The sequence below is a fragment of the Comamonas testosteroni genome, from assembly GCF_000761245.1.
GTDB lineage: Bacteria > Pseudomonadota > Gammaproteobacteria > Burkholderiales > Burkholderiaceae_C > Comamonas > Comamonas testosteroni_C.
On the sequence record NZ_AWOR01000001.1, the window covers coordinates 471,178 to 495,453 of the forward strand.

General features: G+C 61.4%; 23 protein-coding genes. 13 read left to right on the forward strand and 10 right to left on the reverse strand.

Going from position 1 to position 24,276, the window contains the following annotated elements:
* Positions 1 to 51: 51 nt before the first annotated feature.
* Positions 52 to 1,233 (reverse strand): acyl-CoA dehydrogenase family protein, encoded by a 1,182-nt coding sequence (locus P353_RS02130; protein ID WP_034364677.1) that lies wholly within the window; start codon positions 1,231 to 1,233, stop codon positions 52 to 54.
* 269 nt (positions 1,234 to 1,502) lie between these two features.
* A complete protein-coding gene (locus tag P353_RS02135; protein WP_034364680.1) occupies positions 1,503 to 2,189 on the reverse strand; it encodes a YceH family protein in 687 nt (228 codons plus the stop codon).
* A gap of 86 nt (positions 2,190 to 2,275) precedes the next feature.
* Here P353_RS02135 and purN point away from each other — a divergent pair, with 86 nt between their 5' ends.
* On the forward strand, positions 2,276 to 2,854 hold the full coding sequence (gene purN / locus P353_RS02140) for a phosphoribosylglycinamide formyltransferase (RefSeq protein WP_034364681.1): 579 nt from the start codon (positions 2,276 to 2,278) through the stop codon (positions 2,852 to 2,854).
* Positions 2,855 to 2,904: 50 nt separating this feature from the next.
* Here purN and P353_RS02145 read toward each other — a convergent pair whose 3' ends face one another.
* Positions 2,905 to 3,162 (reverse strand): DUF1653 domain-containing protein, encoded by a 258-nt coding sequence (locus P353_RS02145; RefSeq protein ID WP_034364684.1) that lies wholly within the window; start codon positions 3,160 to 3,162, stop codon positions 2,905 to 2,907.
* Between the two features lie 96 nt (positions 3,163 to 3,258).
* Between P353_RS02145 and P353_RS02150 the strand changes: the two genes are divergently transcribed.
* The 3 genes from P353_RS02150 (at position 3,259) to P353_RS02160 (ending at position 8,043) form a co-directional block, all read left to right on the forward strand.
* Positions 3,259 to 5,136 (forward strand): M48 family metallopeptidase, encoded by a 1,878-nt coding sequence (locus P353_RS02150; RefSeq protein ID WP_034364687.1) that lies wholly within the window; start codon positions 3,259 to 3,261, stop codon positions 5,134 to 5,136.
* 231 nt (positions 5,137 to 5,367) lie between these two features.
* A complete protein-coding gene (locus P353_RS02155) occupies positions 5,368 to 6,699 on the forward strand; it encodes an RsmB/NOP family class I SAM-dependent RNA methyltransferase (RefSeq protein WP_034364690.1) in 1,332 nt (443 codons plus the stop codon).
* A gap of 123 nt (positions 6,700 to 6,822) precedes the next feature.
* Entirely contained in the window at positions 6,823 to 8,043 is a 1,221-nt protein-coding gene (locus P353_RS02160; RefSeq protein WP_034364693.1) for a fatty acid desaturase, read from the forward strand.
* On the opposite strand, the gene P353_RS02165 is transcribed toward P353_RS02160, so the two are convergent.
* A complete protein-coding gene (locus P353_RS02165; protein WP_034364696.1) occupies positions 8,018 to 8,413 on the reverse strand; it encodes a hypothetical protein in 396 nt (131 codons plus the stop codon). The two genes, P353_RS02160 and P353_RS02165, sit on opposite strands and share 26 nt — an antisense overlap.
* A 198-nt stretch (positions 8,414 to 8,611) precedes the next feature.
* Between P353_RS02165 and P353_RS02170 the strand changes: the two genes are divergently transcribed.
* Entirely contained in the window at positions 8,612 to 10,138 is a 1,527-nt protein-coding gene (locus tag P353_RS02170; RefSeq protein ID WP_232776196.1) for a PLP-dependent aminotransferase family protein, read from the forward strand.
* 16 nt (positions 10,139 to 10,154) lie between these two features.
* Here the strand turns inward: P353_RS02170 and P353_RS02175 are convergent, their stop codons facing one another.
* The 4 genes from P353_RS02175 to trxB form a co-directional block, all read right to left on the reverse strand.
* Positions 10,155 to 10,913 carry a hypothetical protein gene (locus P353_RS02175; protein WP_034365434.1) on the reverse strand — a complete coding sequence of 253 codons (759 nt, stop codon included), beginning with the start codon at positions 10,911 to 10,913 and terminating at the stop codon, positions 10,155 to 10,157.
* A 139-nt stretch (positions 10,914 to 11,052) separates the two neighbouring features.
* Positions 11,053 to 11,223, reverse strand: coding sequence for a 50S ribosomal protein L33 (gene rpmG / locus P353_RS02180; protein WP_003058233.1), 171 nt, complete (start codon positions 11,221 to 11,223; stop codon positions 11,053 to 11,055).
* 20 nt (positions 11,224 to 11,243) lie between these two features.
* Positions 11,244 to 11,477, reverse strand: a complete 234-nt coding sequence (gene rpmB, locus P353_RS02185) for a 50S ribosomal protein L28 (protein ID WP_003058229.1) — start codon at positions 11,475 to 11,477, stop codon at positions 11,244 to 11,246.
* 277 nt (positions 11,478 to 11,754) lie between these two features.
* Positions 11,755 to 12,708, reverse strand: coding sequence for a thioredoxin-disulfide reductase (gene trxB, locus P353_RS02190; RefSeq protein ID WP_003067867.1), 954 nt, complete (start codon positions 12,706 to 12,708; stop codon positions 11,755 to 11,757).
* A 258-nt stretch (positions 12,709 to 12,966) separates the two neighbouring features.
* Here trxB and P353_RS02195 point away from each other — a divergent pair, with 258 nt between their 5' ends.
* Together P353_RS02195 and lolA are read left to right on the forward strand one after the other, a co-directional pair.
* Positions 12,967 to 15,327, forward strand: a complete 2,361-nt coding sequence (locus P353_RS02195; RefSeq protein WP_034364699.1) for a DNA translocase FtsK — start codon at positions 12,967 to 12,969, stop codon at positions 15,325 to 15,327.
* 22 nt (positions 15,328 to 15,349) lie between these two features.
* Complete coding sequence (lolA, locus tag P353_RS02200; RefSeq protein WP_034364701.1) at positions 15,350 to 15,985, forward strand: outer membrane lipoprotein chaperone LolA; 636 nt, start codon at positions 15,350 to 15,352, stop codon at positions 15,983 to 15,985.
* Positions 15,986 to 16,108: 123 nt separating this feature from the next.
* On the opposite strand, the gene brnQ is transcribed toward lolA, so the two are convergent.
* Entirely contained in the window at positions 16,109 to 17,437 is a 1,329-nt protein-coding gene (gene brnQ, locus P353_RS02205) for a branched-chain amino acid transport system II carrier protein (RefSeq protein ID WP_034364704.1), read from the reverse strand.
* Between the two features lie 399 nt (positions 17,438 to 17,836).
* Here brnQ and P353_RS02210 point away from each other — a divergent pair, with 399 nt between their 5' ends.
* The 5 genes from P353_RS02210 (at position 17,837) to P353_RS02230 (ending at position 23,120) form a co-directional block, all read left to right on the forward strand.
* Positions 17,837 to 19,177, forward strand: a complete 1,341-nt coding sequence (locus P353_RS02210) for a replication-associated recombination protein A (protein WP_034364707.1) — start codon at positions 17,837 to 17,839, stop codon at positions 19,175 to 19,177.
* Positions 19,178 to 19,527: 350 nt separating this feature from the next.
* Positions 19,528 to 20,457 (forward strand): branched-chain amino acid ABC transporter permease, encoded by a 930-nt coding sequence (locus P353_RS02215; RefSeq protein WP_034364709.1) that lies wholly within the window; start codon positions 19,528 to 19,530, stop codon positions 20,455 to 20,457.
* 9 nt (positions 20,458 to 20,466) lie between these two features.
* Positions 20,467 to 21,546, forward strand: coding sequence for an ABC transporter permease subunit (locus P353_RS02220; protein WP_034364712.1), 1,080 nt, complete (start codon positions 20,467 to 20,469; stop codon positions 21,544 to 21,546).
* A gap of 30 nt (positions 21,547 to 21,576) precedes the next feature.
* Positions 21,577 to 22,359, forward strand: coding sequence for an ABC transporter ATP-binding protein (locus P353_RS02225; protein WP_034364715.1), 783 nt, complete (start codon positions 21,577 to 21,579; stop codon positions 22,357 to 22,359).
* A gap of 2 nt (positions 22,360 to 22,361) precedes the next feature.
* Positions 22,362 to 23,120 carry an ABC transporter ATP-binding protein gene (locus P353_RS02230; RefSeq protein ID WP_034364717.1) on the forward strand — a complete coding sequence of 253 codons (759 nt, stop codon included), beginning with the start codon at positions 22,362 to 22,364 and terminating at the stop codon, positions 23,118 to 23,120.
* A gap of 146 nt (positions 23,121 to 23,266) precedes the next feature.
* Here P353_RS02230 and P353_RS28965 read toward each other — a convergent pair whose 3' ends face one another.
* On the reverse strand, positions 23,267 to 23,455 hold the full coding sequence (locus P353_RS28965; RefSeq protein WP_155500140.1) for a hypothetical protein: 189 nt from the start codon (positions 23,453 to 23,455) through the stop codon (positions 23,267 to 23,269).
* Positions 23,456 to 23,620: 165 nt separating this feature from the next.
* Between P353_RS28965 and P353_RS02235 the strand changes: the two genes are divergently transcribed.
* A complete protein-coding gene (locus P353_RS02235; RefSeq protein WP_034364720.1) occupies positions 23,621 to 24,268 on the forward strand; it encodes a DUF47 domain-containing protein in 648 nt (215 codons plus the stop codon).
* Positions 24,269 to 24,276 lie beyond the last annotated feature (8 nt).

Here is a 24,276-nt window from a genome sequence, read left to right on the forward strand (position 1 = left end):
AGCAGTGCGGGTTCGCGCAAGCGAAATATCCGCGCTGCCGCCAGTTCCGAATCAGCCCAGCACCGTCTGCGCGACGATGTTTCGCTGCACCTCGTTGGAGCCTCCATAGATGGTGGTCTTGCGCATATTGAAATAGGTCGCGGCCAGCGGCGCGTTGCCCAGCACGTTGCCGGGAAAGTCGCCCTGGTAGCCGGCTTCCATGGCTTCCTGGATATAGGGCAGGGCATAAGGGCCAGCGGCCAGCATCATCAGCTCGGAGTAGCGCTGCTGGATCTCGCTGCCCTTGATCTTGAGCAGGCCGGCGATGTCCAGCGGGTTCTTGCCCGACTTCATGGCCGAGAGCACGCGCAGCACCAACATTTCCAGCGCGATCACATCGATCTCCAGCAGGGCGATCTGATCACGGAAGCGCTGGTCTTCCCAGACGCCTTCGGTCTTGGCGATGCGCTTGAGGCGCTCCAGCTCGCGCTTGGCGCGGTTCACATCGGCGATATTCGTGCGCTCGTGGCTGAGCAGGTGCTTGGCATAGGTCCAGCCCTTGTTTTCCTCGCCGATCAACTGGTCGGCAGGCACTTGCACATTGTCGAAAAAGACCTCGTTGACCTCGTGCGAGCCGTCCAGCAGCTTGATGGGGCGCACGGTCACGCCGGGCGACTTCATGTCGATCAGCAGGAAACTGATGCCGGTCTGGGGCTTGCCCTCGTTGCTGGTGCGCACCAGGCAGAAGATCCACTCGCCGTACTGGCCCAGCGTGGTCCAGGTTTTCTGGCCGTTGACGATGTATTTGTCTCCCACGCGTTCGGCGCGGGTCTTGACACTGGCCAGGTCCGAGCCCGAGCCCGGTTCGGAATAGCCCTGGCTCCACCAGACTTCGCCGCTGGCGATGCCGGGCAGAAAGCGCCGGTGCTGCTCCGGTGTGCCATAGGCCATGATGACCGGCGCCACCATCACGGGGCCGAAGGGCACGATGCGCGGCGTGCCGGCGAGTGCGCATTCTTCCTCGAACAAATGCTTTTGTACGGCGCTCCAGCCGGGGCCGCCGAATTCCTTGGGCCAGCCGTAGCCGAGCCAGCCTTTTTTGCCCAGAATCTTGGCCCAGCGCTGCATGTCCTCGCGCGTCAGGTGCAGATCGTTGCGCACTTTGCGCGCAATATCCTCGGGCAGATTTGCCCGCACCCAGCTACGGATCTCTTCGCGAAAAGCCTGTTCTTCAGGGGTGAATGCCAAGTCCATGCGTTGTCTCCTGCAAATGCTGGAGATTTGTAGCACGCACGTTCTTTTTCTGGCTGTCCGGGTTGCGACAAAGCGCGGGAAACCCCAGGGATGAGCCCCCCTGAGCGGGGGGGCGGCAGCCTCGCTGTGGACGGCCCTTGCTTGGCCGTCTCTGGCCGTCTCTGGTCGGGGGGCGCCCGTTTTGGTGACTGTGAACTTTGGATCTTGATTGAAATAGGCCGCCAGGGCTTATTGGATAAACGCTGGCAGCTATCAATTTCTATGTGGATTTATTCCGCTGTGGCAGCAGGCGGCTCCACGCCCAGCGATTCGCACAGCATCTGCACGGTGGCGCGCAGTTGGGCGACTTCGGCTTCGAGCGCATCCACACGCTGCTGCAGGGCAGATGCATTGCCGCCTGTGCTGGCGCTGCTGGTGCTTGCCAGTGCGTTGATATCCACCGGGCCGCAAAGCAGGTGGGCCCAGCGCTGTTCGCGTGCGCCGGGGGCGCGCGGCAGCTGCACGACTAGCGGGCCGCCTTTTTCCTCGCTGCGTTCGCGCAGTTCGTCGAGAAAGGCCTCGACCGAGGAGATATCGGCAAAGCGGTGCCAGCGCTCGGAGTTGATGCGCAGCTCGCCAGAGGTCTGGGGGCCGCGCAGCATCAGCAGGGCCAGCAGCACTGCCGACTGGTCGGGCACGCCAATGCCGCGCGGGAAGTTGTGCTCCCAGCGCGTGGAGCGCACGCTGCTGATCTGCACGCTCAGGGTCTTCAGGCGCAGGCTGTCCAGCGCTTCCTGGGCTTCGCCCTCGCTGACCTCCATCACCGGGTCGCGGCTGGACTTCTGGTTGCAGCCCGTGACCAGGCTGTTGAGCGTGAGCGGATAACTGTCGGGCACGGTACGGGCCTTTTCCATCAGCGTGGCCAGAACGCGGGCCTCGATGGCGCTCAAAGGGGTGTTGCGTGGGTCAAACGGCATGGGATCTCCTCGAAAGTCTTAGGGCAGCGCACAGGAACTGGTGCAAACCCGATAGGGTTTGTCCGTCAATGCGACAATCGCCGCCCATGAAAAACATCGTGATCCTCATCTCGGGCGGCGGCTCGAACATGGCTGCCATTGTGCGTGCATCCCAGCAGCAGAACTGGGCAAAGCAGTACAACGCCAGGGTTGCGGCCGTCATCAGCAACAAGGCCGATGCCAAGGGCCTGGTCTTTGCGCGCGACAACGGCATTGCCACCGAGGTGCTGGATCACAAGCAGTTCGACAGCCGCGAGGCCTTTGATGCCGAGCTGGCCCAGGTCATTGACCGTCATTCTCCGGATCTGGTGGTGCTGGCCGGCTTCATGCGCATTCTCACACCGGGCTTTGTCTCGCATTACGAGGGGCGCATGGTCAATATCCATCCCTCGCTGCTGCCGGCGTTCACGGGCTTGCACACCCATCAGCGTGCCATCGATGCGGGCTGCAGGTTTGCGGGCTGCACCGTGCACCGCGTGACGGCCGAACTCGATGTGGGCCCCATCCTCGATCAGGCTGCCGTGCCCGTGCTGCCTGGTGACACGGCCGAGCTGCTGGCGGCGCGGGTGCTGGTGCAGGAGCACATCATTTACCCGCGCGCGGTGCTCAATCTGCTCAAGGGTTGATGCAGGTTTGATAGCTGTCAGCGCTTGACACATAAGCGCTGCAGCCTGTTTCATTCAGATTTCTGCTGCTCTGCGGGCAAGCGGCGAAAGCGTGGCTGCTCCACGCCATCAATCACCACGGTCTCGTTGAACATGGCGGCAGGGCGCACCCACAGGCCGCGCTCGCCGTACAGGGCGCGGTACAGCGTCATGGGCTCCAGTGTTTCGCTGTGGCGCACGGTGCCCACCACCTCGTAGCGCATGCCTTTGTAATGCTCGTACAGACCGGGCGTGGTGGTGATCAACGGGGGAAGTTCGGAGTTGCTCATGAGGATGCTGAAACGTTGAGGGCAGTGAAGGGGCTGGAGTCTGGCGGCGTGTGAAAATCCTGCCAAAGTATTCGATCGGGGAGGCAGGGCAGCGCCATGGAACAGGCAGATTATGTGCATCTGGTGCGCGTCAGCGAGCTTGCCAGCGCCGAAAACAGTCATGCATACAGGCGCAGCGTGGCCTTGTTTGCCGCACTGGGCTATGCCTGGGTGCTGGGTTGCCTGGCCCTGGCGCTGTGCCTGCTGCTCTGGGCCGGCTCGCATCTGCTGGCCGGGCAGTGGCGCTTTGTCTGGATCATGACGGCCATTGCCAGCCTGAGCCTGTTCTGGAACAGCCTGCGCGCGCTGTGGCTCAAGGTGGACAAGGCCGAGGGCATTGTTCTGATGCCCGAGGATGCCCCGGCCTTGTTCGAGGCACTGGAGCGCATTCGCCGCAAGATGGCAGGCCCCGGGATCGATGCCGTTTATCTGACCCAGGACTTCAATGCCAGCATTCGCCAGGTGCCGCGCTGGGGTGTGTTGGGTGGCGTGCGCAATGAGCTGAGTCTGGGCTTGCCGCTGATGATGGCTCAGGACAGAAACCGTTTGCTGGCCGTGCTGGCCCATGAATACGGCCATCTGCGCGGCGGGCATGGCAAGTTCGGTGCCTGGGTCTACCGCACGCGGCTGAGCTGGACCCGGCTGTACGAAGGCATGCAAGGTGACTCCGGCGTGGCCTCGTTTGCCACGCGCAGGTTCCTGCACTGGTATTTCCCGCGCTTTCTGGCCAGGACCTTTGCCATGGCGCGCCAGGACGAGTACGAGGCCGACAAGGCCGCAGCCGGCCTGCTGGGCCAGGCCGTCATGGCCGATGCGCTGGTGGAAATCGACCTGCGCCAGCAATGGCTTCAGCAGAAATTCTGGCCGCTGCACTGGCGCTCGGCTCGCAAGCAGCCAGTGCCCATGGGACCGTACAGCGCCATGAAGTATTGGCTGGCGCAGCCCGTCAAGCCGGCGTTTGCGCGCCAGGCGCTCAAGGCCAGCCTGCGCCTCAAGTCCGGCCTGGAAGATACCCACCCGGTGCTCAGGGAGCGCGTGGATGCGCTGACCGGCGAGCGCCCGCAACTGCCGCAGCAATGGTCGGCGGGCGGTGCGCTGGCCTTGCTCAACCCGCGCAAGCTTGGCGAATGGCTCAAGAGCTTTGACAAGCAGTGGTGTCTGGAAAACGCCAGCGCCTGGAAGGAGCATCACGCCCGCCTGGCGCGCAGCGAGCGCATGCTGGCTCAGCTCGGCGGCGAGGGCTACCAGTCCGTGGCCGACCTGCTGCTGCGCGTGCATCTCATGCTGAGGCTGGACCCCCATGCCGAAGTCAGGACGCTGTATCAGGAGGTGCTGCGCCGCGAACCCGACAACGCCAAGGCGCTGGCAGGCATGGTTGACGTGTTGCCGCCGGACATGGGCGATGTGCAGCTTGACATGCTGGAGCGCCTGTTCGATCTGCATGTGGAATATCGCTGGTGGGCCAGCAATTTTGCGGTGGAGCTGCTGGAGTCCCGTCAGCAGATAGGGCTGGAGGGCGAACCGGTCCAGGCGCTCAAGCTGTGGCGCGAGCGGGTCAGGCAGACCAGCGAGCTGGAAGACCGGTTTTCCGAAGAGCTGATGCAGACGCCTTTGCTGAGCGCTCTGCTGCCGCATGGGCTGACGGATTTCGAGATTTCAGAGGTCGAGGCCGAGCTGCGAAATTTCCGCGCGGTATCCCAGGCCTGGCTGGTGCGCAAGCAGCTGGACACCATTCGCAGCCGGCCCGTCTTCCTGCTGCTGGCCGAGATGGACGGGCTGGCAGAGGAGGGAGGCGACGCGCTGGGGGAGCAGATTCATGACCGTCTGGAGCTGCCAGGCAAGCTCTACGTCATGCGGGTGCAGCAAGCCTCAACGCGCGACGACATGGCACGCCAGGGCGTCAGACCCGTGTATCTGCGCGCCTTTGCTGGCTAGACATGGCTTACGCAAAGCAGTCTCAAGCAAGAGACTCACTCCTTGGCGCCTCCTTGTTGACTTGGTTGCTTCTAAAATAATAGCTTATACCGCTTGTATTCATTGATATTCAATATGTTTTGAATTGAAGAGTAAGGCAGATATTGCGCTGGAAGCTATGATTTCAATAGTGCAGCTGCAGGCAGCCAGAGGGCGTCATATGGATATGCGGGCAGTGGGACAATTGCGCCCATGCATCCCAAACAGCTTCTCGACGCTTGCTCTGAACTCGTCAAGCGCGCCATGACATTTGAACACCCGGCCGATGCCGTGGTGTCCCGCTTTTTCCGCGAAAACCGTTACCTGGGCCCGCGCGAGCGCGCCACTCTGGCTGAAACCACTTACACCGTGCTGCGCAAGAAGCTGTTGTTCGAAGCGCTGGCGCACTCGGGCAGCGGCGCGCGTGAGCGCCGCCTGGCCATCCTGGGCTTTGCCGCCGTGCTGCGCGAGCAGGCCAAGAAGGAGGGCAAGGTCAAGAACAAGGACGGCCAGGACAGCGAAACCTTCATCAAGGCCGCTCTGAACCCTCAGGAACTCAAGTGGCTGGCTGCCTGCGACGGCATCAAGCCCGAAGAGCTGATGGAGGCCCATCGCCACAATCTGCCCGAATGGCTGGTCGAGCCGCTCAAGGCCCAGCTGGGCGATGGATTCTGGGCACTGGCGGCCAGCATGGAGCAGGCCGCTCCTCTGGATCTGCGCGTCAACACGCTCAACGACAAGCGCTCCGATGTGCGCAAGGAGCTGGAAAAAGCCGGCATCAAAGCCGAGCCCACACCGTTCTCGCCCATCGGTCTGCGTGTGGACGGCAAACCCGCGCTGGCCAAGGTCGATGCCTTCAACCGCGGCGCCATCGAGGTGCAAGACGAAGGCTCGCAACTGCTGGCACTGATGCTGGACGCCAAGCGCGGCGAAATGGTGGTGGACTTTTGCGCCGGTGCCGGCGGCAAGACCCTGGCCATCGGTGCTGCCATGCGCAACACCGGCCGCCTGTATGCCTTCGACGTATCGGGCCATCGTCTCGATGCGCTCAAGCCCCGTCTGGCACGTTCGGGTCTCTCGAATGTCCACCCTGCTGCGATTGCCCATGAGCGCGATGAGCGCGTCAAGCGCCTGGCCGGCAAGATCGACCGCGTGCTGGTCGATGCGCCCTGCTCGGGCCTGGGTACGCTGCGCCGCAATCCCGACCTCAAGTGGCGCCAGAGCGTCAAGGCGGTGCAGGAGCTGACACAGAAGCAGGCGGCCATCCTGGAAAGCAGCGCCCGTCTGGTCAAGGCCGGCGGCCGTCTGATCTATGCCACCTGCTCCATCCTGCCAGAGGAAAACGAAGCCATTGCCGAAGCCTTCAGCGCCGCTCACCCCGAATTCGTGCCGCTGGACGCGGGCGAGGTGCTGGAGCAGCTCAAGATTGCCGACGGCGACAAGCTTTGCAGCGGTGGTGAAGAGGGCCGGCGCTATCTGCGTCTGTGGCCGCATCAGCACGAGACAGACGGGTTTTTCGCGGCTGTTTGGGTGAAAAAGGCGTAACTTCGGTGCAAATCCGGTATCTGCTGTCGGGGAATCGACAGCAGACCGGTCGGCGGCTCACCTAAAATGGCACGACCGTGCTTATCGGGTGGGCGCGGTTTTTTGCCAAAGGCTTTGTTATTTATGTCGCTGGATATCGGCTTGATCTGGAATGCCGTCGTGGATTGGATGGCCAATGGTCTGTGGGATCTGTCGTGGTGGCAGCTGCTGCTCTACACCCTGATCACCACCCACTTCACGATTGCGGGCGTCACGATCTATCTGCACCGCAGCCAGGCCCATCGGGCGCTGGATCTGGGGCCTATTCCCTCGCATTTCTTCCGCTTCTGGCTCTGGCTGGGCACGGGCATGGTGACCAAGGAATGGGTGGCCATCCACCGCAAGCACCACGCCAAGTGCGAGACCGCGGATGACCCGCACAGCCCGCAGACGCGCGGCCTGGCCAAGGTGATGCGCGAAGGTGCCGAGCTGTACCGCGCCGAGGCCAGGAACGAGGAAACGCTCAAGAAATACGGTCACGGCACGCCCGACGACTGGATGGAGCGCAACATCTACCGCCATTCGGTAATGGGCCCCTCGCTGATGCTCATCCTGAATGTGGCGCTGTTCGGCGTGATCGGCCTGTCGATCTGGGCCGTGCAGATGGTCTGGATTCCATTCTGGGCTGCGGGTGTGGTCAACGGCGTGGGGCATTTCTGGGGCTATCGCAACTACGAAGCGACGGATGCCTCCACCAATCTGGTGCCCTGGGGTCTCATCATTGGCGGCGAAGAGCTGCACAACAACCACCATACCTTTCCCACTTCGGCCAAGTTCTCCGTCAAGCCCTACGAGTTCGATATCGGCTGGTTCTATATCAGCCTCATGCAGAAGCTGGGCTGGGCCAAGGTCAAGAAGACCCCGCCGCGTCTGCGCATGGGCGCCGTCAAGCCTGTGGCCGACGAGCTGACGCTGGAAGCCATCATTGCCAATCGCTACGAGGTCATGGCCCGTTATGCGCGCGGCGTGCGCACGGCGGTTCAGCACGAGCTGGATCTGCTCAAGCAAAAGCAGGCGCAGAAGTCGGATGTTTCCCTGCTCAAGGGCGTGCAGCGCTGGCTGCACCGCGATGCCGACAAGGTGCCCGAGCGTGCCCAGGGGCAGTTGGCGCAGGCGCGTGCTGCGCACCCGGTGATTGACCAGATGCTGGTCATGCGCGAAGAGCTGCGTCAGCTGTGGCTCAACACCAGCCTGAGCCGCGAGCAGCTGACCGGCCAGCTGCAGGCCTGGTGCCAGCGGGCCGAGGCCAGCGGCATTGCGGCACTCAAGGATTTCTCCGTCAAGCTGCGCGCTGCCCACGTCTGAGGCCGAGCTTGCCAAGCTGCTGCCAGAGTCTGGCAAGCGCGAAGCTCAGGCCTTTTTCCTCTTCAAGCCGCTTCGCTGCCCTGCTCGGGCGGGGGCGGCTTTGCTGTATCCGTGCCGCCGGATATTGAATCCAGACCGCGCCTGCCGGCGTGCTCAACTGCACCCAGGTGCGACTGGGGCAGCGCCAGCTTTGCCCGGTTTGCAGCACCATGACCTGGCCGAAGTGATTGTCGGTAAAGCTCAGCGGCCCGATGGCCAGACGCAGCGGCCCTTGCTGGCAGAACAGTTCGCTGCCTGGTTCAAACAGCAGCGATGCGGCTTGGCTGCTGTTGAGGCTATGTGTTTTCGGGGTGAAGTCCGGCTGTGACATGGTGGCTAGAGGTCTGTGATTCAGGCCCTCAAGCGTAGGCAAGCACGGCTTGGCAGAACAGGCACAGCAAGCGTAGTGTGCAGGCGTAGCAGCGTAGATTGCTGTGCATCTGTTCCGGTATGTTTGCTGAAAATCTGTATCTGTTGCAGAACAGCGCTTGCTGGCATGATGCCTGCCCGGTCCTGCGTTTTTGTCATCATGCTGACTTCCACCACCTCCGAATCACAGCCTGTCGATGATGCGACAAGCGATGTGCTGCTGCCGCTGTACCAACGGCTGGCCGCGCACTACAGCGCAGCCATAGAGCTGGGAAGCCTGAAACCCGGGGAGCGCATGCCGTCGGTGCGCGAGCTGATGGCGCGGCATGACATCAGCCTCTCGACCGCCTTGCAGGTGCTGCGTTTTCTGGAAGCGCAGGGCTGTCTGGAGGCCAGACCCCGCGTGGGCTACTTCGTGCGCGCGACGAGGGCGGGTGGAATCCCTCTGACCAGCGAGCCCGACCTGAGCCAGCCGCTGGCTCCCAGTGCGCACGCGCATTTCGTGGGCATCAACGAGCATATATCCCTGCTGCTCGAGCGAGGCCGCCAGGCCGAGGTCTATATGGACATCGGTGGCTGCACGCCGCCTGCCTCCTTGTTCGATCATCACTATCTGAACAAGACCGTCACCAGGCTGCTGCGCGAGCATCCGACGCTGCTCTCGCAGGGGCGCTCTTTGCTTGCCAATCAGGGCAACCACCCGCTGTTTCAGCAGGCCATGGCCAAGCGGGCGCTGGCCTCCGGTATCCGTGTGGCGCCTGCCGATGTGCTGGCCACTACCGGCAATTCCGAAGCAGTGAGTCTGGCGCTGGCTGCCGTGGCATCCCCCGGGGATATGGTGGCCGTCGAATCGCCAACCTATTACGGCCTGCTGCAGGTGGTGGAGTCCTTGCAGCTGCAAACGCTGGAGATCCCCTGCAGCCCGCGCTCGGGCATGTCCATCGAGGCGCTGGAGCTGGCCTTTCAGACCCAGCCGCGCCTGAAGGCCGTGGTGGTGGTGCCGGATCTGCAAATGCCCCTGGGCGCGCGCATGCCGGACGAGAAAAAGGCCAGGCTTGTGGCCCTGTGCGCGACCCATGGGGCGGCGCTGATAGAGGATGACTCCTACGGGCTGTTTGTCGAAGGGCTGCCAGTGAAGCCGCTCAAGGCCTGGGACAGTGTCTCCGGGCATGTGATCTATTGCCAGGCCTTCAACAAAAGTCTGGCGCCGGGCCTGCGCCAGGGCTGGATGAATGGCGGCCAATGGCATGGCCGCATCCAGATGCTGAAATTTGCGCAAAGCCGCAATACCCAGACGCTGGGACAGCTGGTGGTGGCCGAGGTACTGGGCTCACCCACTCATCAGCGCAGCCTGGAAAAGCTCAGGCAGCAACTCAAGCGACAGCGCGAGGCCATGGCCAGACTGGTGGCACGCCATTTTCCGCTGGGCACGCGCATGAGTCTGCCAAGCGGCGGCCTGTGTCTGTGGCTGGAGTTCCCCGCGCAGATGTCCACGTCGGACCTGTTCACGGCAGCCCTGGCGCGCGGCATACGTATTGCGCCGGGTAGCATGTTCTCCAACTCCGGCAGGTATGAGCACTGCATGCGGCTGGCCTGCACCCATCCGGTCGACGAACTCATGGAGAGGGCGATGCAGGATCTGGGCGCGATGGCCTGCCGGCAGCTGGGACAGAATCCGCGCAGCTAGCGCTGGCCGGGGTCCTTTATTTCGTCGGCTGACCGGCCATGCACTTGCTCAGGAATTCACGGGCCTTGCCGCCTTCCTTGTAGAAGGTGCTGATCACTTCCTTGCCTTCCACGGAGACCTTGAAGCGGGCTTCTTCCTCTTCCCCAAGCTCCTTGACCAGTGCTTCGGGGCCGCCCAGCGCGTAGACGATGGCTCCCCATTTGCCACTGGACATGGTGTAGTTGATGGCGCCGACCTCCTGGGGCCGGTCCTGGTTCTGGGTCAGCGTGGTTCTGATCTTGCGCGGGCTGGCGGGCTGGGGAATTTCCATGCCCAGAAAGGTCAGCAGTGCACCGTTGTGCTTGGCCGTGGGTCCGGAAAGCTGAACGGCACCGGACATGCTGCCAAAAATCGCCGCACATCCAAGACCCGAACGCGGGTTTTTCTCGTCATGCGAAAACATCCAGTAGCCCTTGCGCAGTTTCTGATACTGCGGGTCTTGTGCAATTCTCTGTCCTTCCTTGATCAGCTCCTGCCCCTCGCGCAGCAGCTCTATCTGGCTGCGCGCCAGACCGCCCAGGGCATCGGCGGGCGACGGTTCGGCGCGCTGGGTGGCGGCGGGTGCGGAGCTGAACTGCTCGCAGACGGGCACGGAGGCCAGACCCGGTGAGCCGCCTGTCATGCCGACCTGACGCTGGCCGGGGCCGGGTCCCGTGGGGCAGATGAAGGTCTGGCCGAAGACGGCTGGCGACACGGCAAGCGAAAAAAGCAATGTGCTCAGCGTCCGGTGATTCATGTGATCCATCCCTGTTCGTTGCAAAGTGCCAAGTATAGGGAGGGTGGCCGCGTCGGCTCTCGCGCCACGACAGGCGTCACTAAGGCATAAAAAAACCGCCTGCACTTGCGTGAGGCGGTTTTTCAAGAAACAGGCCGAATTACTTCAGCTTGGTTTCCTTGTACTCGACGTGCTTGCGAGCCTTGGGGTCGAACTTGATGATCGACATCTTTTCAGGCATCGTCTTCTTGTTCTTGGTCGTTGTGTAGAAGTGACCGGTACCAGCAGTGGAAGCCAGCTTGATCTTTTCGCGTCCGCCTTTAGCAGCCATGGTGTTTCTCCTTCAGGAAATTAAGCTTGGCCACGAGCGCGCATGTCTGCGAGCACGGAGTCGATACCGTTCTTGTCGATCAGGCGCAGAGCAGCGCTGGAAACGCGCAGGCGCACCCAACGGTTTTCGCTCTCCACCCAGAAGCGGCGGTATTGCAGGTTGGGGAGGAAACGACGCTTGGTCTTGTTGTTGGCGTGGGAAACATTGTTGCCCACCATGGGCTTCTTGCCCGTAACTTCACATACGCGTGCCATTGGGACACTCCGATAGTTGAATCGGCCGCCGGCTCTGGAATCCTGCAGGAGCAGGAGGTGCCGACAACCTCACCTCGCCAGTTTGTAATGGGTGGCGGTAGCCCGATTGCGGAAGTCCCGAAGCACGGTAACGCGCGAACCTGGAATTCAGCAAAGTCTGCGATTATAGCGTTTTCGTAAAAAAGCCCCTGGTGCCGGCCAAAACTGGCCAAACCCAAGGGCTTTTGCGCCGAACATGCGCTAACAACCGCTCAAACGCCGAAGCGCCTTGGCGTCATCAGGATTCCTGCTCCAGGAAGCGCTGGGCGTCCAGGGCTGCCATGCAGCCGGTGCCGGCGCTGGTGATGGCCTGGCGGTAGACATGATCCTGGCAGTCGCCGGCGGCAAACACGCCGGGCACGCTGGTCTGGGTGGCAAAGCCCTTGAGACCGCCCTGGGTGATGATGTATCCGTTTTCCAGCTCCAGCTGACCCTGGAAGATGTCGGTGTTGGGGTGGTGGCCGATGGCGATGAAAGCGCCTTGCAGCTTGACCTCTTCGGTGTGGCCGTCTTGCGTGCTCTTGATGCGGATGCCGGTCACGCCGCTCTGGTCGCCCAGCACTTCGTCGAGGGTGAAATGGGTCTTGAGCTCGATCTTGCCTTCCTCGACCTTCTCCATCAGCTTGTCCACGAGGATGGGCTCGGCCTTGAACTTGTCGCGGCGGTGCACGAGGGTGACCTTGCTGGCGATGTTGGACAGGTAGAGAGCTTCTTCTACGGCCGTGTTGCCGCCGCCGATCACACAGACGGGCTGCTCGCGATAGAAGAAGCCGTCGCAGGTGGCGCAAGCGGACACGCCGCGACCCATGAAGGCCTCCTCGGAGGGCAGGCCCAGGTACTTGGCCGATGCGCCGGTGGCGATGATCAGCGAGTCGCAGGTATAGACGCCACTGTCGCCGGTCAGGGTGAAGGGGCGCTTGGAGAGGTCAACCTGGTTGATGTGGTCGAAAACGATTTCGGTCTTGAAGCGCTCGGCATGCTCCTGAAAACGCTGCATCAGCTCGGGGCCCTGCACTCCCATGACGTCGGCAGGCCAGTTGTCCACTTCGGTGGTGGTCATCAACTGGCCACCCTGGGCCATGCCGGTAATCAGCAGGGGCTTGAGGTTGGCACGGGCCGCGTATACGGCTGCGGTATAGCCGGCAGGGCCGGAGCCGAGGATGAGAACTTGTGCGTGTTTGGTAGAGGACATGGAGCGGAACTCTGAAAAAAGCAGGCCGACAGCCGGCGCGCGGTCATGAAAACATTGGGAAGATGTGGGAGTATCGCTCCGGATCAAGGTCTGCGCGTGCAGCTGTTTTTAATCACCGGAATTGTTAAAAATGATAGTGATGAAGCGAATCCGGCTACCGTATGGCAGTTTTGTTGCATGTGCTTGCATTACGCTGAGCGATCGTCTTGGCCGAATGCACCGCTTGGATAAGGGCCTAAGGTAAGCTTGCGCCTGCGTATGACATATACATTGAACGCTTCGAACGCGTCTTCTTCCAGCAAATCGAAATCCCGCGCTGCGACTCCGCGCTATGGAGTGATTCGCTTCAGCCAGGAGGTTTTGCTGTTGATCGGCCTGCTGGCACTGGTGTTCTGGCTCATGGCCATGTTCACCTACTCGCCGCAAGACGCAGCCTGGTCCACCTCAGGCGCCGGGCAGAGGCCGTTTGTGCACAACTGGATGGGCCGTGTGGGTGCCTGGCTGGCCGATGCCTGCTATTTCGGCTTCGGCATGTCCATCTGGTGGCTGGTGCTGGCCGCCGTGCAGACCTGGGTGACATCGCTGGTGCGCTGGATGCGTGGCGGGGTGAACAAGGACGGCAGCCCTCTGGCGCTGATGCCGCTGTGGCGCCGCCGCTTTCTGTTCTGGGGCGGTCTGGCCATTCTGATGGTTGCCAGCTGCGCGCTGGAATGGACGCGTCTGTACCGTTTCGAGAACCTGCTGCCCGGCCCTGCCGGTGGCGTGTTTGGTTACATGATGGGCTTCAACGCCCTCAAATGGCTGGGCTTTGCGGGCTCGGGCCTGATCGGCATCTGCCTGTTCGTGCTGGGCGCTGCCATGGTGTTCGGCTTTTCCTGGGGTGCGCTGGCCGAAGGCCTGGGCGCGCGCCTGGACGGCATGGTGCAGTTTGGCCGCGAGCGTCGTGAAATTGCCAAGGATGTCTCTGTCGGCAAGAGAGCGGCCCGCGAGCGCGAGGAAGTGGTGTTTGACCGCACCGAAGGTGCGATCGCTACACCGGTGCATCAGCCTGTGCAGATCATCGAGCCCGTGCTGCAGGAGACGAGCCAGCCCAGCGCCCGGGTGGTCAAGGAGCGCCAGAAGCCGCTGTTCACCGATCATCCGGACAGCAAGCTGCCTCAGGTGGACCTGCTGGATCAGGCCCAGCAGCGCCAGGAGCTGGTGTCTGCCGAGACGCTGGAGATGACCAGCCGGCTGATTGAAAAGCGCCTCAAGGACTTTGGCGTGGAAGTGCGTGTGGTTGCGGCCATGCCCGGCCCTGTGATCACACGCTACGAGATCGAGCCTGCCACGGGCGTCAAGGGCTCGCAGATCGTCAATCTGGCCAAGGACCTGGCGCGTTCGCTGTCTCTGGTGTCGATTCGTGTGATCGAGACCATTCCCGGCAAGAACTTCATGGCGCTGGAGCTGCCCAACGCCAAGCGCCAGTCGATTCGTTTGTCCGAGGTGCTGGGCTCGCAGGTCTACCACGACGCCAAGAGCCTGCTGACCATGGGACTGGGCAAGGATATCGTGGGCAACCCCGTGGTGGCCGATCTGGCCAAGATGCCCCACGTGCTGGTGGCCGGCACGACCGGCTCGGGCAAGTCCGTGGGTATCAACGCCATGATTCTGTCTCTGCTCTACAAGGCAGAGGCGCGCGATGTGCGCCTGCTCATGATCGACCCGAAGATGCTGGAAATGTCGGTCTATGAAGGCATTCCCCATCTGCTGTGCCCCGTGGTCACCGACATGAAGCAGGCGGCCAACGGCCTGAACTGGTGCGTGGCTGAGATGGAGCGCCGCTACAAACTCATGAGCAAGCTCGGTGTACGCAATCTGGCCGGCTACAACAGCAAGATCGACGAGGCCAAGGCGCGCGAGGAGTCGATTCCCAACCCCTTCAGCCTGACGCCCGAGGAGCCCGAGCCGCTGCAGCGCCTGCCGCACATCGTCATCGTGATCGACGAGCTGGCCGATCTGATGATGGTGGTGGGCAAGAAGATCGAAGAGCTCATCGCCCGTCTCGCACAAAAGGCGCGTGCGGCCGGCATTCATCTGATTCTTGCGACCCAGCGTCCCAGCGTGGACGTGATCACCGGCCTGATCAAGGCCAATATTCCGACCCGTATTGCCTTCCAGGTCTCCAGCAAGATCGACAGCCGCACCGTGCTGGACCAGATGGGGGCCGAGACCCTGCTGGGCATGGGCGACATGCTGTACATGGCCAGCGGCACCGGTCTGCCGATCCGCGTGCATGGTGCTTTTGTCTCCGACGACGAGGTGCACCGTGTGGTCAGCTATCTCAAGGAACAGGGCGATCCCGACTACATCGAAGGCATCCTGGAAGGCGGCTCTGTCGACGGCGAGGGCGGCGATGAGGATGGCGAAGGTGGAGGCGAAAAGGACGAGCTCTACGATCAGGCCGTCGAAATCGTGCTGAAAGACCGCAAGGCCAGCATTTCCTATGTTCAGCGCAAACTGCGCATCGGCTACAACCGCTCGGCCAATCTGCTCGAGCAGATGGAAAAGGCCGGCCTGGTCAGCTCGCTCACATCCAGTGGGCAGCGCGATGTTCTAGTTCCGGCTCGCAGCGAGTGAGCCGCGCACAAGAAGGAGATTCATGAAACGTCTTTTGATTGCAATTTTGATGGCTGGCAGCGCAGGTGCTGCAATGGCTGATGGCCTGAAAAGCCTTGAGTCCTTCATGAAGAATGCCCAGGCGGGCAAGGCCGACTTCACCCAGTCCGTGACCTCGCCGCCCAAGTCCGGACAGGAGGCGCGTACCAAGGTCTCCAGCGGCAGCTTCGAGTTCCAGCGGCCCGGCAAGTTCCGTTTCAACTACACCAAGCCTTTCGAGCAGCTCATCGTGGCCGACGGAAAGACGCTGTGGCTGTACGACGCCGACCTGAATCAGGTGACGGAGCGTGCCCAGGCCCAGGTGCTGGGCAGCACACCGGCGGCCATCCTGACATCGGCCACCGACCTCAAGGCCTTGAAGGCGGATTTCGAGCTGGGCAACCAGCCTGACGCCGATGGCCTGGAATGGGTGCTGGCCAGCCCCAGGCAGAAAGGCGGCCAGCTCAAGAGCGTGCGCATAGGCTTCACCCCCGAGGGCAAGCTGGCGGCGCTGGATATCGAGGACAGCTTTGGTCAGCGCTCGATGATGCAGTTCAAGGGCCTGCAAACCCAGGCTTCGCTGCCGGCATCGACCTTCCACTTCACGGTGCCCAAGGGGGCCGACGTGCTCAAGCAGTAAAGATCGCGGCACGCATCAGCAAAAAGGCCTGCGGATTGTGTCCGCAGGCCTTTTTTATGCAGGAGTCGGGATTAAGCCCTTGTGAGTAGAGCGCAGCCAGCTGCGCTTTGGTAGGGGCTGTGATCAGGCGCGTGTGGCGTTTGCGGCACTTTGCTTGTTGCCGATGGCGAAGTCCAGCAGGCCTGCAATCACCAGCACGCCGACCACGGGGGTGACCCAGCCCATGCCCAGGGCGGCGCCGGGCAGTTTGTCCAGCCAGGCGGGCACCAGTGCATCAAGCTTGGCGGCCTTGGCGGCGTCAAACAGGCCAAAGATCAGGGCGACGGTCATTACGGGAATGTAGACGCGCGCCGGCTGATTCCAGCGGTGCAGCAGGCTCAGAGCGATCAGGGCGATGGCCACGGGGTACAGCCCCACGAGCACTGGCACGGCGACGGCAATCAACTGGGCCAGGCCCTGGTTGGCCACGACTGCACTGAAGACCGACAGGCCGATGACCATGGTGCGGTAGGAGATGCCGGTCAGCTCGCTGAAGAAGCTGCTGCAAGCAGTAATCAGGCCTACGCCAGTGGTCAGGCAGGCCAGCATGATGACGATGGCCAGCAGCCACAGGCCAGCGGGGCCAAAGGTCTGCTGTACAAAGGCCGTGAGAATCTGCACGCCGGTGGTGGCGTTGGCAGCCAGTTCGCTGTTGGTGGCACCCAGATACATCAGCGAGACATAGACCAGGCCCAGGCAGGTCGCGGCAATGATGCCGGCGTAGATGCAGTAGCGGGTGTGCAGCTTGCTGTCGCTCACCCCAGCCGCCTTGATCGCGTTGACGATGACGATACCGAAGATCAGCGAGGCCAGGGCGTCCATGGTCTGATAGCCCTGCAGAAAGCCTTCGGAGAAGGCGGCCGCCTGCGTGGCATAGGCCTCGGTGCTGAGACTGTAGCCATCCACAGGAGCCAGCACGGCGGAGCCGCCGAGCACGGCAAGAGCCAGAATCAGCACGGGCGTGATGATCTTGCCCACGTTGTCCATGAGCCTGCCGGGAAAGAGCGACAGCAGCGCCACCGCCACAAAGTAGGTGATGGTGAAGGCCAGCAGCATGGCTGGTGTGTTGCCGACAAAGGGAGCCAGTCCCATCTCGAAGGATACGGTGGCCGTGCGCGGCGTTGCAAACAGAGGGCCGATGGTCAGATAGATGGCCACGGCCAGCACCAGGCCGGCAATTCGGCCGATGGGGCTGGTCAAGGTGTCCAGACCGCCACCCACGCGTGCGAGAGCGACTACGCCGAGAAGGGGCAGACCGACACCCGTCAGCAGAAAGCCGGTTGAGGCGCCGAGCAGGTTTTCACCGGCTGCCAGGCCCACCATAGGTGGGAAGATGATGTTGCCGGCCCCGAGGAACAGGGCAAAGGTCATGAAACCGAGGGCAAAAATGTCCCAGGTCTTGAGTTTTTTCATACGCTTAGGCTCAGGCGTGCAGCGCTGGCACGCCCTGGAGCAATGTGGAGCCAAGGAAAGTTGCGGATGCTTTCGATTGATTTCTGGCTGATGGCGGTAGCCCTATCAGGCACAGGCATTGCGTGGCGCAGATGAGGCGGCCCGCAATGAATCTAAGCGTGCTGCCGGGCCTGGCTGGCCTGGTTTTTGGCAGGCCGGATGGGGCAGTACCTCCATGGGGCGAGGGGTGGCCTCGTTAATGGAGAGATTTAATCCGTTAAAACGCTATTTTCTCTTATGAAAAATTCTGATAAGGATGCAAGGGTTAAGGTGGATAAGTATTGCCTGCCTTCGGTGTGCAAACAGCCCCCAACCCATTTGAATGCGCAACTGCCCGGAGCGTTGGATACTTGAGGGGTCATGGTCACGCACATCAACCCCCATTCCTCAGCCGTTCCCCATCAGCCCCTGGCCGAGCGCCTGCGACCGCACACTCTGGCCGAAGTCATCGGCCAGCAGCATGTGTTAGGAGAGGGCATGCCGTTGCGTCTGGCCTTTGAGTCGGGTCGCCCGCATAGCTGCATACTCTGGGGCCCGCCGGGGGTGGGCAAGACCACGATTGCGCGCCTGATGGCCGATGCCTTTGATGCGCAGTTCATCTCCATCAGCGCCGTGCTGGGCGGTGTCAAGGACATCCGCGAGGCCGTGGAACAGGCGCAGGCGGCGCGAAGCGGACTGCTGCAGCAGCGCACCATTGTGTTTGTGGACGAGGTGCATCGCTTCAACAAAAGCCAGCAAGACGCCTTTTTGCCTCACGTGGAAAGCGGGCTGTTCACCTTCATCGGCGCGACCACGGAGAACCCGTCGTTCGAGGTCAACTCGGCCCTGCTTTCACGAGCGGCCGTCTACGTACTGCAAAGCCTGACCACTGACGATTTAAGGCAGATTGTGGCCAAGGCACAGGCCATCAAAGCGATTCCAGCTATTGAAGATGAAGCGCTTGAGCGCTTGATTGCCTATGCTGATGGCGATGCGCGCCGCTTGCTGAACACGCTGGAGACCCTGTCCATCACGGCCGAGCAGGCCGGGTTGGAATGCATTAGCGATGGCTGGCTGCTCAAGGTGCTGGGCGAGCGTATGCGCCGCTATGACAAGGGTGGCGAGCAGTTCTACGACACCATCAGCGCGCTGCACAAATCCGTGCGCGGCTCGGACCCCGATGCGGCGCTTTACTGGTTTTGCCGCATGCTGGATGGCGGGGCCGATCCGCGCTATCTGGCGCGTCGCATCGTGCGCATGGCCTGGGAAGACATAGGACTTGCCGACCCGCGTGCCATGCAGATGTGCAACGATGCCGCAGCGACTTATGAACGCCTGGGCAGCCCCGAGGGCGAGCTGGCGCTGGCCCAGGCCGTGATCTACCTGGCCGTGGCGCCCAAGAGCAATGCCGGCTACATGGCCTACAACAAGGCCAAGGCCTTTGTGAAGAGCGACACCACAAGGCCTGTGCCGCTGCATCTGCGCAATGCACCAACCAAGCTGATGAAGCAGCTGGACTATGGGCGGGACTACCGCTATGCCCACAGCGAGGAGGGCGGCTTTGCGGCGGGCGAGCGCTATTTACCTGAAGGAATGGAAGATCAGGGCTTCTACCAGCCCGTGGCGCGCGGGCTGGAAATCAAGATCGGCCAGAAACTGGCAGAGCTCAAGGCGCTCAACGACGCCGCTCGTGCGGCAGATGACGAGCCGGCAGGCTTGTAAAGAGCGAGTTGCCCAGGTGTTGCAAGACTGGCACTAGTTGAATGCTGCATTTTTTGCGGTGTTTTCAGGGTTTTTCGCTAGATTGAGTATCAACCCATGACTAAGTGCCTGTATTTATTGGACTTGCGCTGTCGATGAAATTATTGCACTGCAGCATTTTGGGCTTGCGCACGGGAAACCCCGGCCCTGAGTCCTGAAAACAGCTCCCTAGAATCGATTCACCCTTTTGCGACAAGCGGCCCACAAAGCGGCGGACTGCAGAAGGGGAACCATGGCATCGCTGGCTCCGTCGTTCGGGATGAGAGGCTCGCAGTGTCTCCGTCTTGGATCGAGGGAAGGGGAGCGCGCTTATGGATATCTTGCTGCAGCAGATCATCAATGGTCTGGTGTTAGGCAGCATGTACGCCTTGATAGCCCTGGGCTACACCATGGTGTACGGCATCATTCAGCTGATCAACTTCGCGCATGGCGAGGTGCTGATGGTGGGGGCTTTGACCAGTTGGAGCTGCATCGGCCTGATGCAGGAGGCCATGCCTTATCTGCCGGGCTGGCTCATGCTTTTGGTTGCCGCCATCATCGCCTGCGTGGTGGCCGCATCGCTGAACTTCGTGATCGAGAAGGTGGCCTACCGGCCGCTGCGCAACAGCCCGCGTCTGGCACCGCTGATCACGGCCATCGGTGTCTCCATCCTGCTGCAGACACTGGCCATGATCATCTGGAAGCCTAACTACAAGGCTTATCCCACGCTGCTGTCGTCCACGCCTTATGAAATCGGCACGGCCGTGATTACGCCCACGCAGATCCTGGTGCTGGCGGTGACGGCCATTGCGCTGGCCACGCTGATGTATCTGGTGAATTACACAAAGCTAGGCCGCGCCATGCGCGCCACGGCAGAAAACCCGCGCGTGGCAGCTCTGATGGGCGTCAAGCCCGATATGGTGATTTCCGCGACCTTCATCATCGGTGCAGTGCTGGCGGCCATTGCGGGCATCCTGTATGCCTCCAATTACGGCACGGCTCATCACACCATGGGCTTTTTGCCAGGTCTGAAGGCGTTTACGGCGGCCGTGTTCGGCGGCATCGGCAATCTGGCCGGGGCCGTGGTGGGAGGCCTGCTGCTGGGGCTGATCGAGTCCATCGGCTCGGGCTATATCGGCGACCTGACGGGGGGCGTGCTGGGCAGCCAGTACACCGACATCTTTGCCTTCATCGTGCTCATCATCATCCTGACGCTGCGCCCCTCGGGCCTGCTGGGCGAGCGTGTGGCCGATCGTGCCTGAGGACTGTCCATGAAAAACAACAAGACACTCCACTGGGTTCTGGGCGGCATTGGCCTTTTGGTGCTGCCGTTCATCCTGCAGTACTTTGGCAACGCCTGGGTGCGCATTGCCGATCTGGCCCTGCTTTACGTGATGCTGGCGCTGGGTCTGAACATCGTGGTGGGTTATGCCGGCCTGCTCGATCTGGGCTATGTGGCCTTCTATGCCGTTGGCGCCTATATGTTTGCGCTGATGGCATCGCCTCATCTGGCCGAGACTTTTGAGGGGTTCGCGGCCATGTTCCCCGAAGGGCTGCACACCTCGATCTGGCTGGTGATTCCGCTGGGCATGCTGATAGCGGCTTGTGCGGGAGTGTTGCTTGGGCTTCCCGTACTGCGGCTGCGCGGGGACTATCTGGCCATCGTGACGCTGGGCTTTGGCGAGATCATCCGCATCTTCATCAACAACCTGGACCAGCCCGTCAACATTACCAACGGCCCCAAGGGCATTGGTCAGATCGACTCGGTCAAGGTCTTTGGCTTTGACCTGGCCAAGCGCCACGAGTTTTTTGGTTTTGATGTGGCATCGGTCACGATGTACTACTACCTGTTCCTGGTGCTGGTGCTGTTCACGGTATTGATCTGCTACCGCCTGCAGGACTCGCGCATAGGCCGTGCCTGGATGGCGATCCGGGAAGACGAAATCGCCGCCAAGGCCATGGGCATCAATGTGCGCAACATGAAGCTGCTGGCCTTTGGCATGGGCGCATCGTTTGGCGGTGTGGCCGGCTCCATGTTCGGCGCCTTTCAGGGTTTCGTCTCGCCAGAGTCGTTCAGCCTGATGGAGTCCGTCATGATCGTCGCCATGGTGGTGCTGGGCGGTCTGGGTCATATCCCCGGCGTGATTCTGGGGGCGGTGCTGCTGTCCGCTTTGCCCGAGGCGCTGCGCTATGTGGCTGGCCCGCTTCAGGAGATGACGGGGGGGCGGCTGGATGCCTCCATCCTGCGCCAGTTGCTGATTGCGCTGGCCATGATCGTCATCATGCTCATGCGTCCCCGCGGCCTGTGGCCAACGCCGGAGCATGCCAAAAATTTGGACCATCCGTCCTGATGACAGCGAAGACAAGGAATGTGAACTGATATGGCAGAGAGCACGACTTCCACGGTCCTCCACGTCTCGGACATCTCCAAGCGCTTCGGTGGCTTGCAGGCCCTGTCCGGCGTCGGCATGACGATAGAGCGAGGGCAGGTCTATGGCCTCATCGGTCCGAATGGCGCAGGCAAGACGACTTTCTTCAATGTGATCACCGGCCTCTACACGCCCGACACCGGCAAGTTCGAACTCGCTGGCAAGCCCTATGAGCCGACGGCAGTGCACAAGGTGGCCAGAGCGGGCATTGCCCGGACCTTCCAGAACATTCGCCTGTTTGCCGAAATGACGGCGCTGGAAAACGTCATGGTCGGGCGCCATGTGCGCACGCATTCGGGCCTGCTCGGGGCAGTGTTTCGCACCAAGGGCTTCAAGGCCGAGGAAGCCGCAATCCGCGCCCGCTCCCGTGAGCTGCTCGACTATGTCGGCATCGGCAAATATGCGGACTTCAAGGCGCGCACCCTGTCCTATGGCGACCAGCGTCGCCTGGAGATTGCCCGAGCATTGGCGACGGACCCGCAGCTGATTGCACTGGATGAGCCGGCCGCCGGCATGAACGCGACCGAGAAGGTGCAGTTGCGTGAGTTGATCGACCGCATTCGCAACGACCACCGCACCATCTTGCTCATCGAGCACGATGTGAAGCTGGTCATGGGGCTGTGCGACCGCGTGACGGTGCTGGACTATGGCAAGCCGATTGCCGAAGGCACGCCTGCCGAAGTGCAGAAGAATGAAAAAGTGATTGAAGCCTATCTGGGCACGGGAGGCCATTGAAGATGCAGGATCAAGTGCTGGAACAGGCGCAGGCCTCCAAGTCCACGGCCCCGGTGTTGCTGCAGGTCAAGGGCCTGAAGGTGGGCTATGGCGGCATTCAGGCTGTAAAGGGCGTGGACTTTCAGGTACATCAGGGCGAGCTGGTGTCGCTGATCGGCTCCAACGGCGCGGGCAAAACCACGACCATGAAGGCTGTCACGCGAGGGCTGCCGATTGCCGATGGCGAAATTCTCTACCTCGGCAAGAGCATCAAGGGCAAGGGCGCCTGGGATCTGGTGGCCGAAGGCCTGGTCATGGTGCCCGAGGGGCGCGGCGTGTTCGCCCGCATGACGATCACCGAAAATTTGCTCATGGGTGCCTACACGCGCAATGACAAGGCTGGCATACAGGCGGATATCGAACGCATGTTCGGCATCTTTCCGCGTCTGAAGGAGCGCAAGGATCAGTTGGCGGGCACCATGTCCGGGGGCGAGCAGCAGATGCTGGCCATGGCCCGCGCGCTCATGAGCCAGCCCAAGGTGCTGCTGCTGGACGAGCCGTCCATGGGCTTGTCGCCCATCATGGTGGACAAGATCTTCGAGGTGGTCAGCAATGTCTATGCGCTGGGCGTGACCATGGTGCTGGTGGAGCAGAACGCCAGTCGCGCGCTGGCGCTGGCCGATCGGGGTTATGTCATGGAGTCCGGCATCATCACCATGACGGGGCCGGGCCAGACCTTGCTGAGCGATCCGCGCGTGCGTGCGGCTTACCTGGGAGAGTAAGTCTCGACGAGACTGTTGGCGCTTTCGATCGCGGTGCGCTATCCCGCCGTGACGCTCTCTTGTAGTCAAGGGTGAACCCTAATTCCCCTGAAATTCAAGAAAATGACAAAAAAATGACGTTTTTTATGGTTCTTTGATTGTTTTATTCATTTCTTTTTGGTTCCTTTTAATTCTTTTTTGTTATTGAATGGAATTTGTATATTACAAAAAGAAGTATTTGGAACGTTTTCGCGTGGCAAGGTGACATGCTCCTGCGGTCGGTGCATTCGACGGGCGAATTTCTGCTCTGTGCTGTTGTCTGGAGGAATCACAGGCTTTGTGACAGCTTCTAGCATGGCTCAGAGCTTGTATTTTATTTTTCGTGGTGCCCGAAGGGGTGTCTTGAAGACGCGCTGAAACGCACAATGACTCAAGAGTAAACTCCGCCCCGTTTGAGCCGGGAACCATGCACTTTTTTTGCAGTGAGTCGCCTGGTTTCTTTTCCCCGGTAAGGAGCATTCATGCTGTTTGGCAAGCTATTGCCGCGCGAAGGCAATTTTTTCGAGATGTTCAATCAACATGCGGACCGCATCGTTGAAGCAGCTCATGCTTTCTCGCAACTCGTTGCAAATTACAACGATCTCCATCTGCGCGAAAAATACAACGCCGATGTGGACAACGCCGAGCGCGCAGCCGACCGTGTGACCCATGATGTCACCAAGCTGCTGCACAAGACCTTCATCACGCCCCTGGATCGCGAGCATATCCACTCGCTGATCAACACCATGGACGACGTGGCCGACCTGATTCAGGACTCGGCCGAGACCATGGCACTGTATGACGTGCGTCACATGACAGACGAAATCACACGTCTGACCGATCTGTGCGTGCGTTGCTGCGAGCGTGTGCGTGATGCCGTCAAGCTGCTGGACCGCCTCTCGGACCCCACGATCGTGGACGCCGCCAGCAAGACCTGCGACGAGATCGACCGCCTGGAAAGCGATGCGGACCGCGTGATGCGTGCGGCCATGAGCAAGCTGTTCCGTGAAGAGCCCGATGTGCGTGAGGTGATCAAGCTCAAGGCTATCTATGAGCTGCTGGAAACCATCACGGACCGCTGCGAAGACGTGGCGAACCTGATCGAGGGCATCGTCCTCGAGAATTCCTGATTCTCGCT

Excerpts from the sequence above, each read along its gene's own strand:
- P353_RS02130 (WP_034364677.1), bottom strand. The coding sequence starts at position 1,233 with ATGGACTTGGCATTCACCCCTGAAGAACAGGCTTTTCGCGAAGAGATC.
- P353_RS02135 (WP_034364680.1), bottom strand. The coding sequence starts at position 2,189 with ATGCCGTTTGACCCACGCAACACCCCTTTGAGCGCCATCGAGGCCCGC.
- purN (WP_034364681.1), top strand. The coding sequence starts at position 2,276 with ATGAAAAACATCGTGATCCTCATCTCGGGCGGCGGCTCGAACATGGCT.
- P353_RS02145 (WP_034364684.1), bottom strand. The coding sequence starts at position 3,162 with ATGAGCAACTCCGAACTTCCCCCGTTGATCACCACCACGCCCGGTCTG.
- P353_RS02150 (WP_034364687.1), top strand. The coding sequence starts at position 3,259 with ATGGAACAGGCAGATTATGTGCATCTGGTGCGCGTCAGCGAGCTTGCC.
- P353_RS02155 (WP_034364690.1), top strand. The coding sequence starts at position 5,368 with ATGCATCCCAAACAGCTTCTCGACGCTTGCTCTGAACTCGTCAAGCGC.
- P353_RS02160 (WP_034364693.1), top strand. The coding sequence starts at position 6,823 with ATGTCGCTGGATATCGGCTTGATCTGGAATGCCGTCGTGGATTGGATG.
- P353_RS02165 (WP_034364696.1), bottom strand. The coding sequence starts at position 8,413 with ATGTCACAGCCGGACTTCACCCCGAAAACACATAGCCTCAACAGCAGC.
- P353_RS02170 (WP_232776196.1), top strand. The coding sequence starts at position 8,612 with ATGCTGACTTCCACCACCTCCGAATCACAGCCTGTCGATGATGCGACA.
- P353_RS02175 (WP_034365434.1), bottom strand. The coding sequence starts at position 10,913 with ATGAATCACCGGACGCTGAGCACATTGCTTTTTTCGCTTGCCGTGTCG.
- rpmG (WP_003058233.1), bottom strand. The coding sequence starts at position 11,223 with ATGGCTGCTAAAGGCGGACGCGAAAAGATCAAGCTGGCTTCCACTGCT.
- rpmB (WP_003058229.1), bottom strand. The coding sequence starts at position 11,477 with ATGGCACGCGTATGTGAAGTTACGGGCAAGAAGCCCATGGTGGGCAAC.
- trxB (WP_003067867.1), bottom strand. The coding sequence starts at position 12,708 with ATGTCCTCTACCAAACACGCACAAGTTCTCATCCTCGGCTCCGGCCCT.
- P353_RS02195 (WP_034364699.1), top strand. The coding sequence starts at position 12,967 with ATGACATATACATTGAACGCTTCGAACGCGTCTTCTTCCAGCAAATCG.
- lolA (WP_034364701.1), top strand. The coding sequence starts at position 15,350 with ATGAAACGTCTTTTGATTGCAATTTTGATGGCTGGCAGCGCAGGTGCT.
- brnQ (WP_034364704.1), bottom strand. The coding sequence starts at position 17,437 with ATGAAAAAACTCAAGACCTGGGACATTTTTGCCCTCGGTTTCATGACC.
- P353_RS02210 (WP_034364707.1), top strand. The coding sequence starts at position 17,837 with ATGGTCACGCACATCAACCCCCATTCCTCAGCCGTTCCCCATCAGCCC.
- P353_RS02215 (WP_034364709.1), top strand. The coding sequence starts at position 19,528 with ATGGATATCTTGCTGCAGCAGATCATCAATGGTCTGGTGTTAGGCAGC.
- P353_RS02220 (WP_034364712.1), top strand. The coding sequence starts at position 20,467 with ATGAAAAACAACAAGACACTCCACTGGGTTCTGGGCGGCATTGGCCTT.
- P353_RS02225 (WP_034364715.1), top strand. The coding sequence starts at position 21,577 with ATGGCAGAGAGCACGACTTCCACGGTCCTCCACGTCTCGGACATCTCC.
- P353_RS02230 (WP_034364717.1), top strand. The coding sequence starts at position 22,362 with ATGCAGGATCAAGTGCTGGAACAGGCGCAGGCCTCCAAGTCCACGGCC.
- P353_RS28965 (WP_155500140.1), bottom strand. The coding sequence starts at position 23,455 with ATGCTAGAAGCTGTCACAAAGCCTGTGATTCCTCCAGACAACAGCACA.
- P353_RS02235 (WP_034364720.1), top strand. The coding sequence starts at position 23,621 with ATGCTGTTTGGCAAGCTATTGCCGCGCGAAGGCAATTTTTTCGAGATG.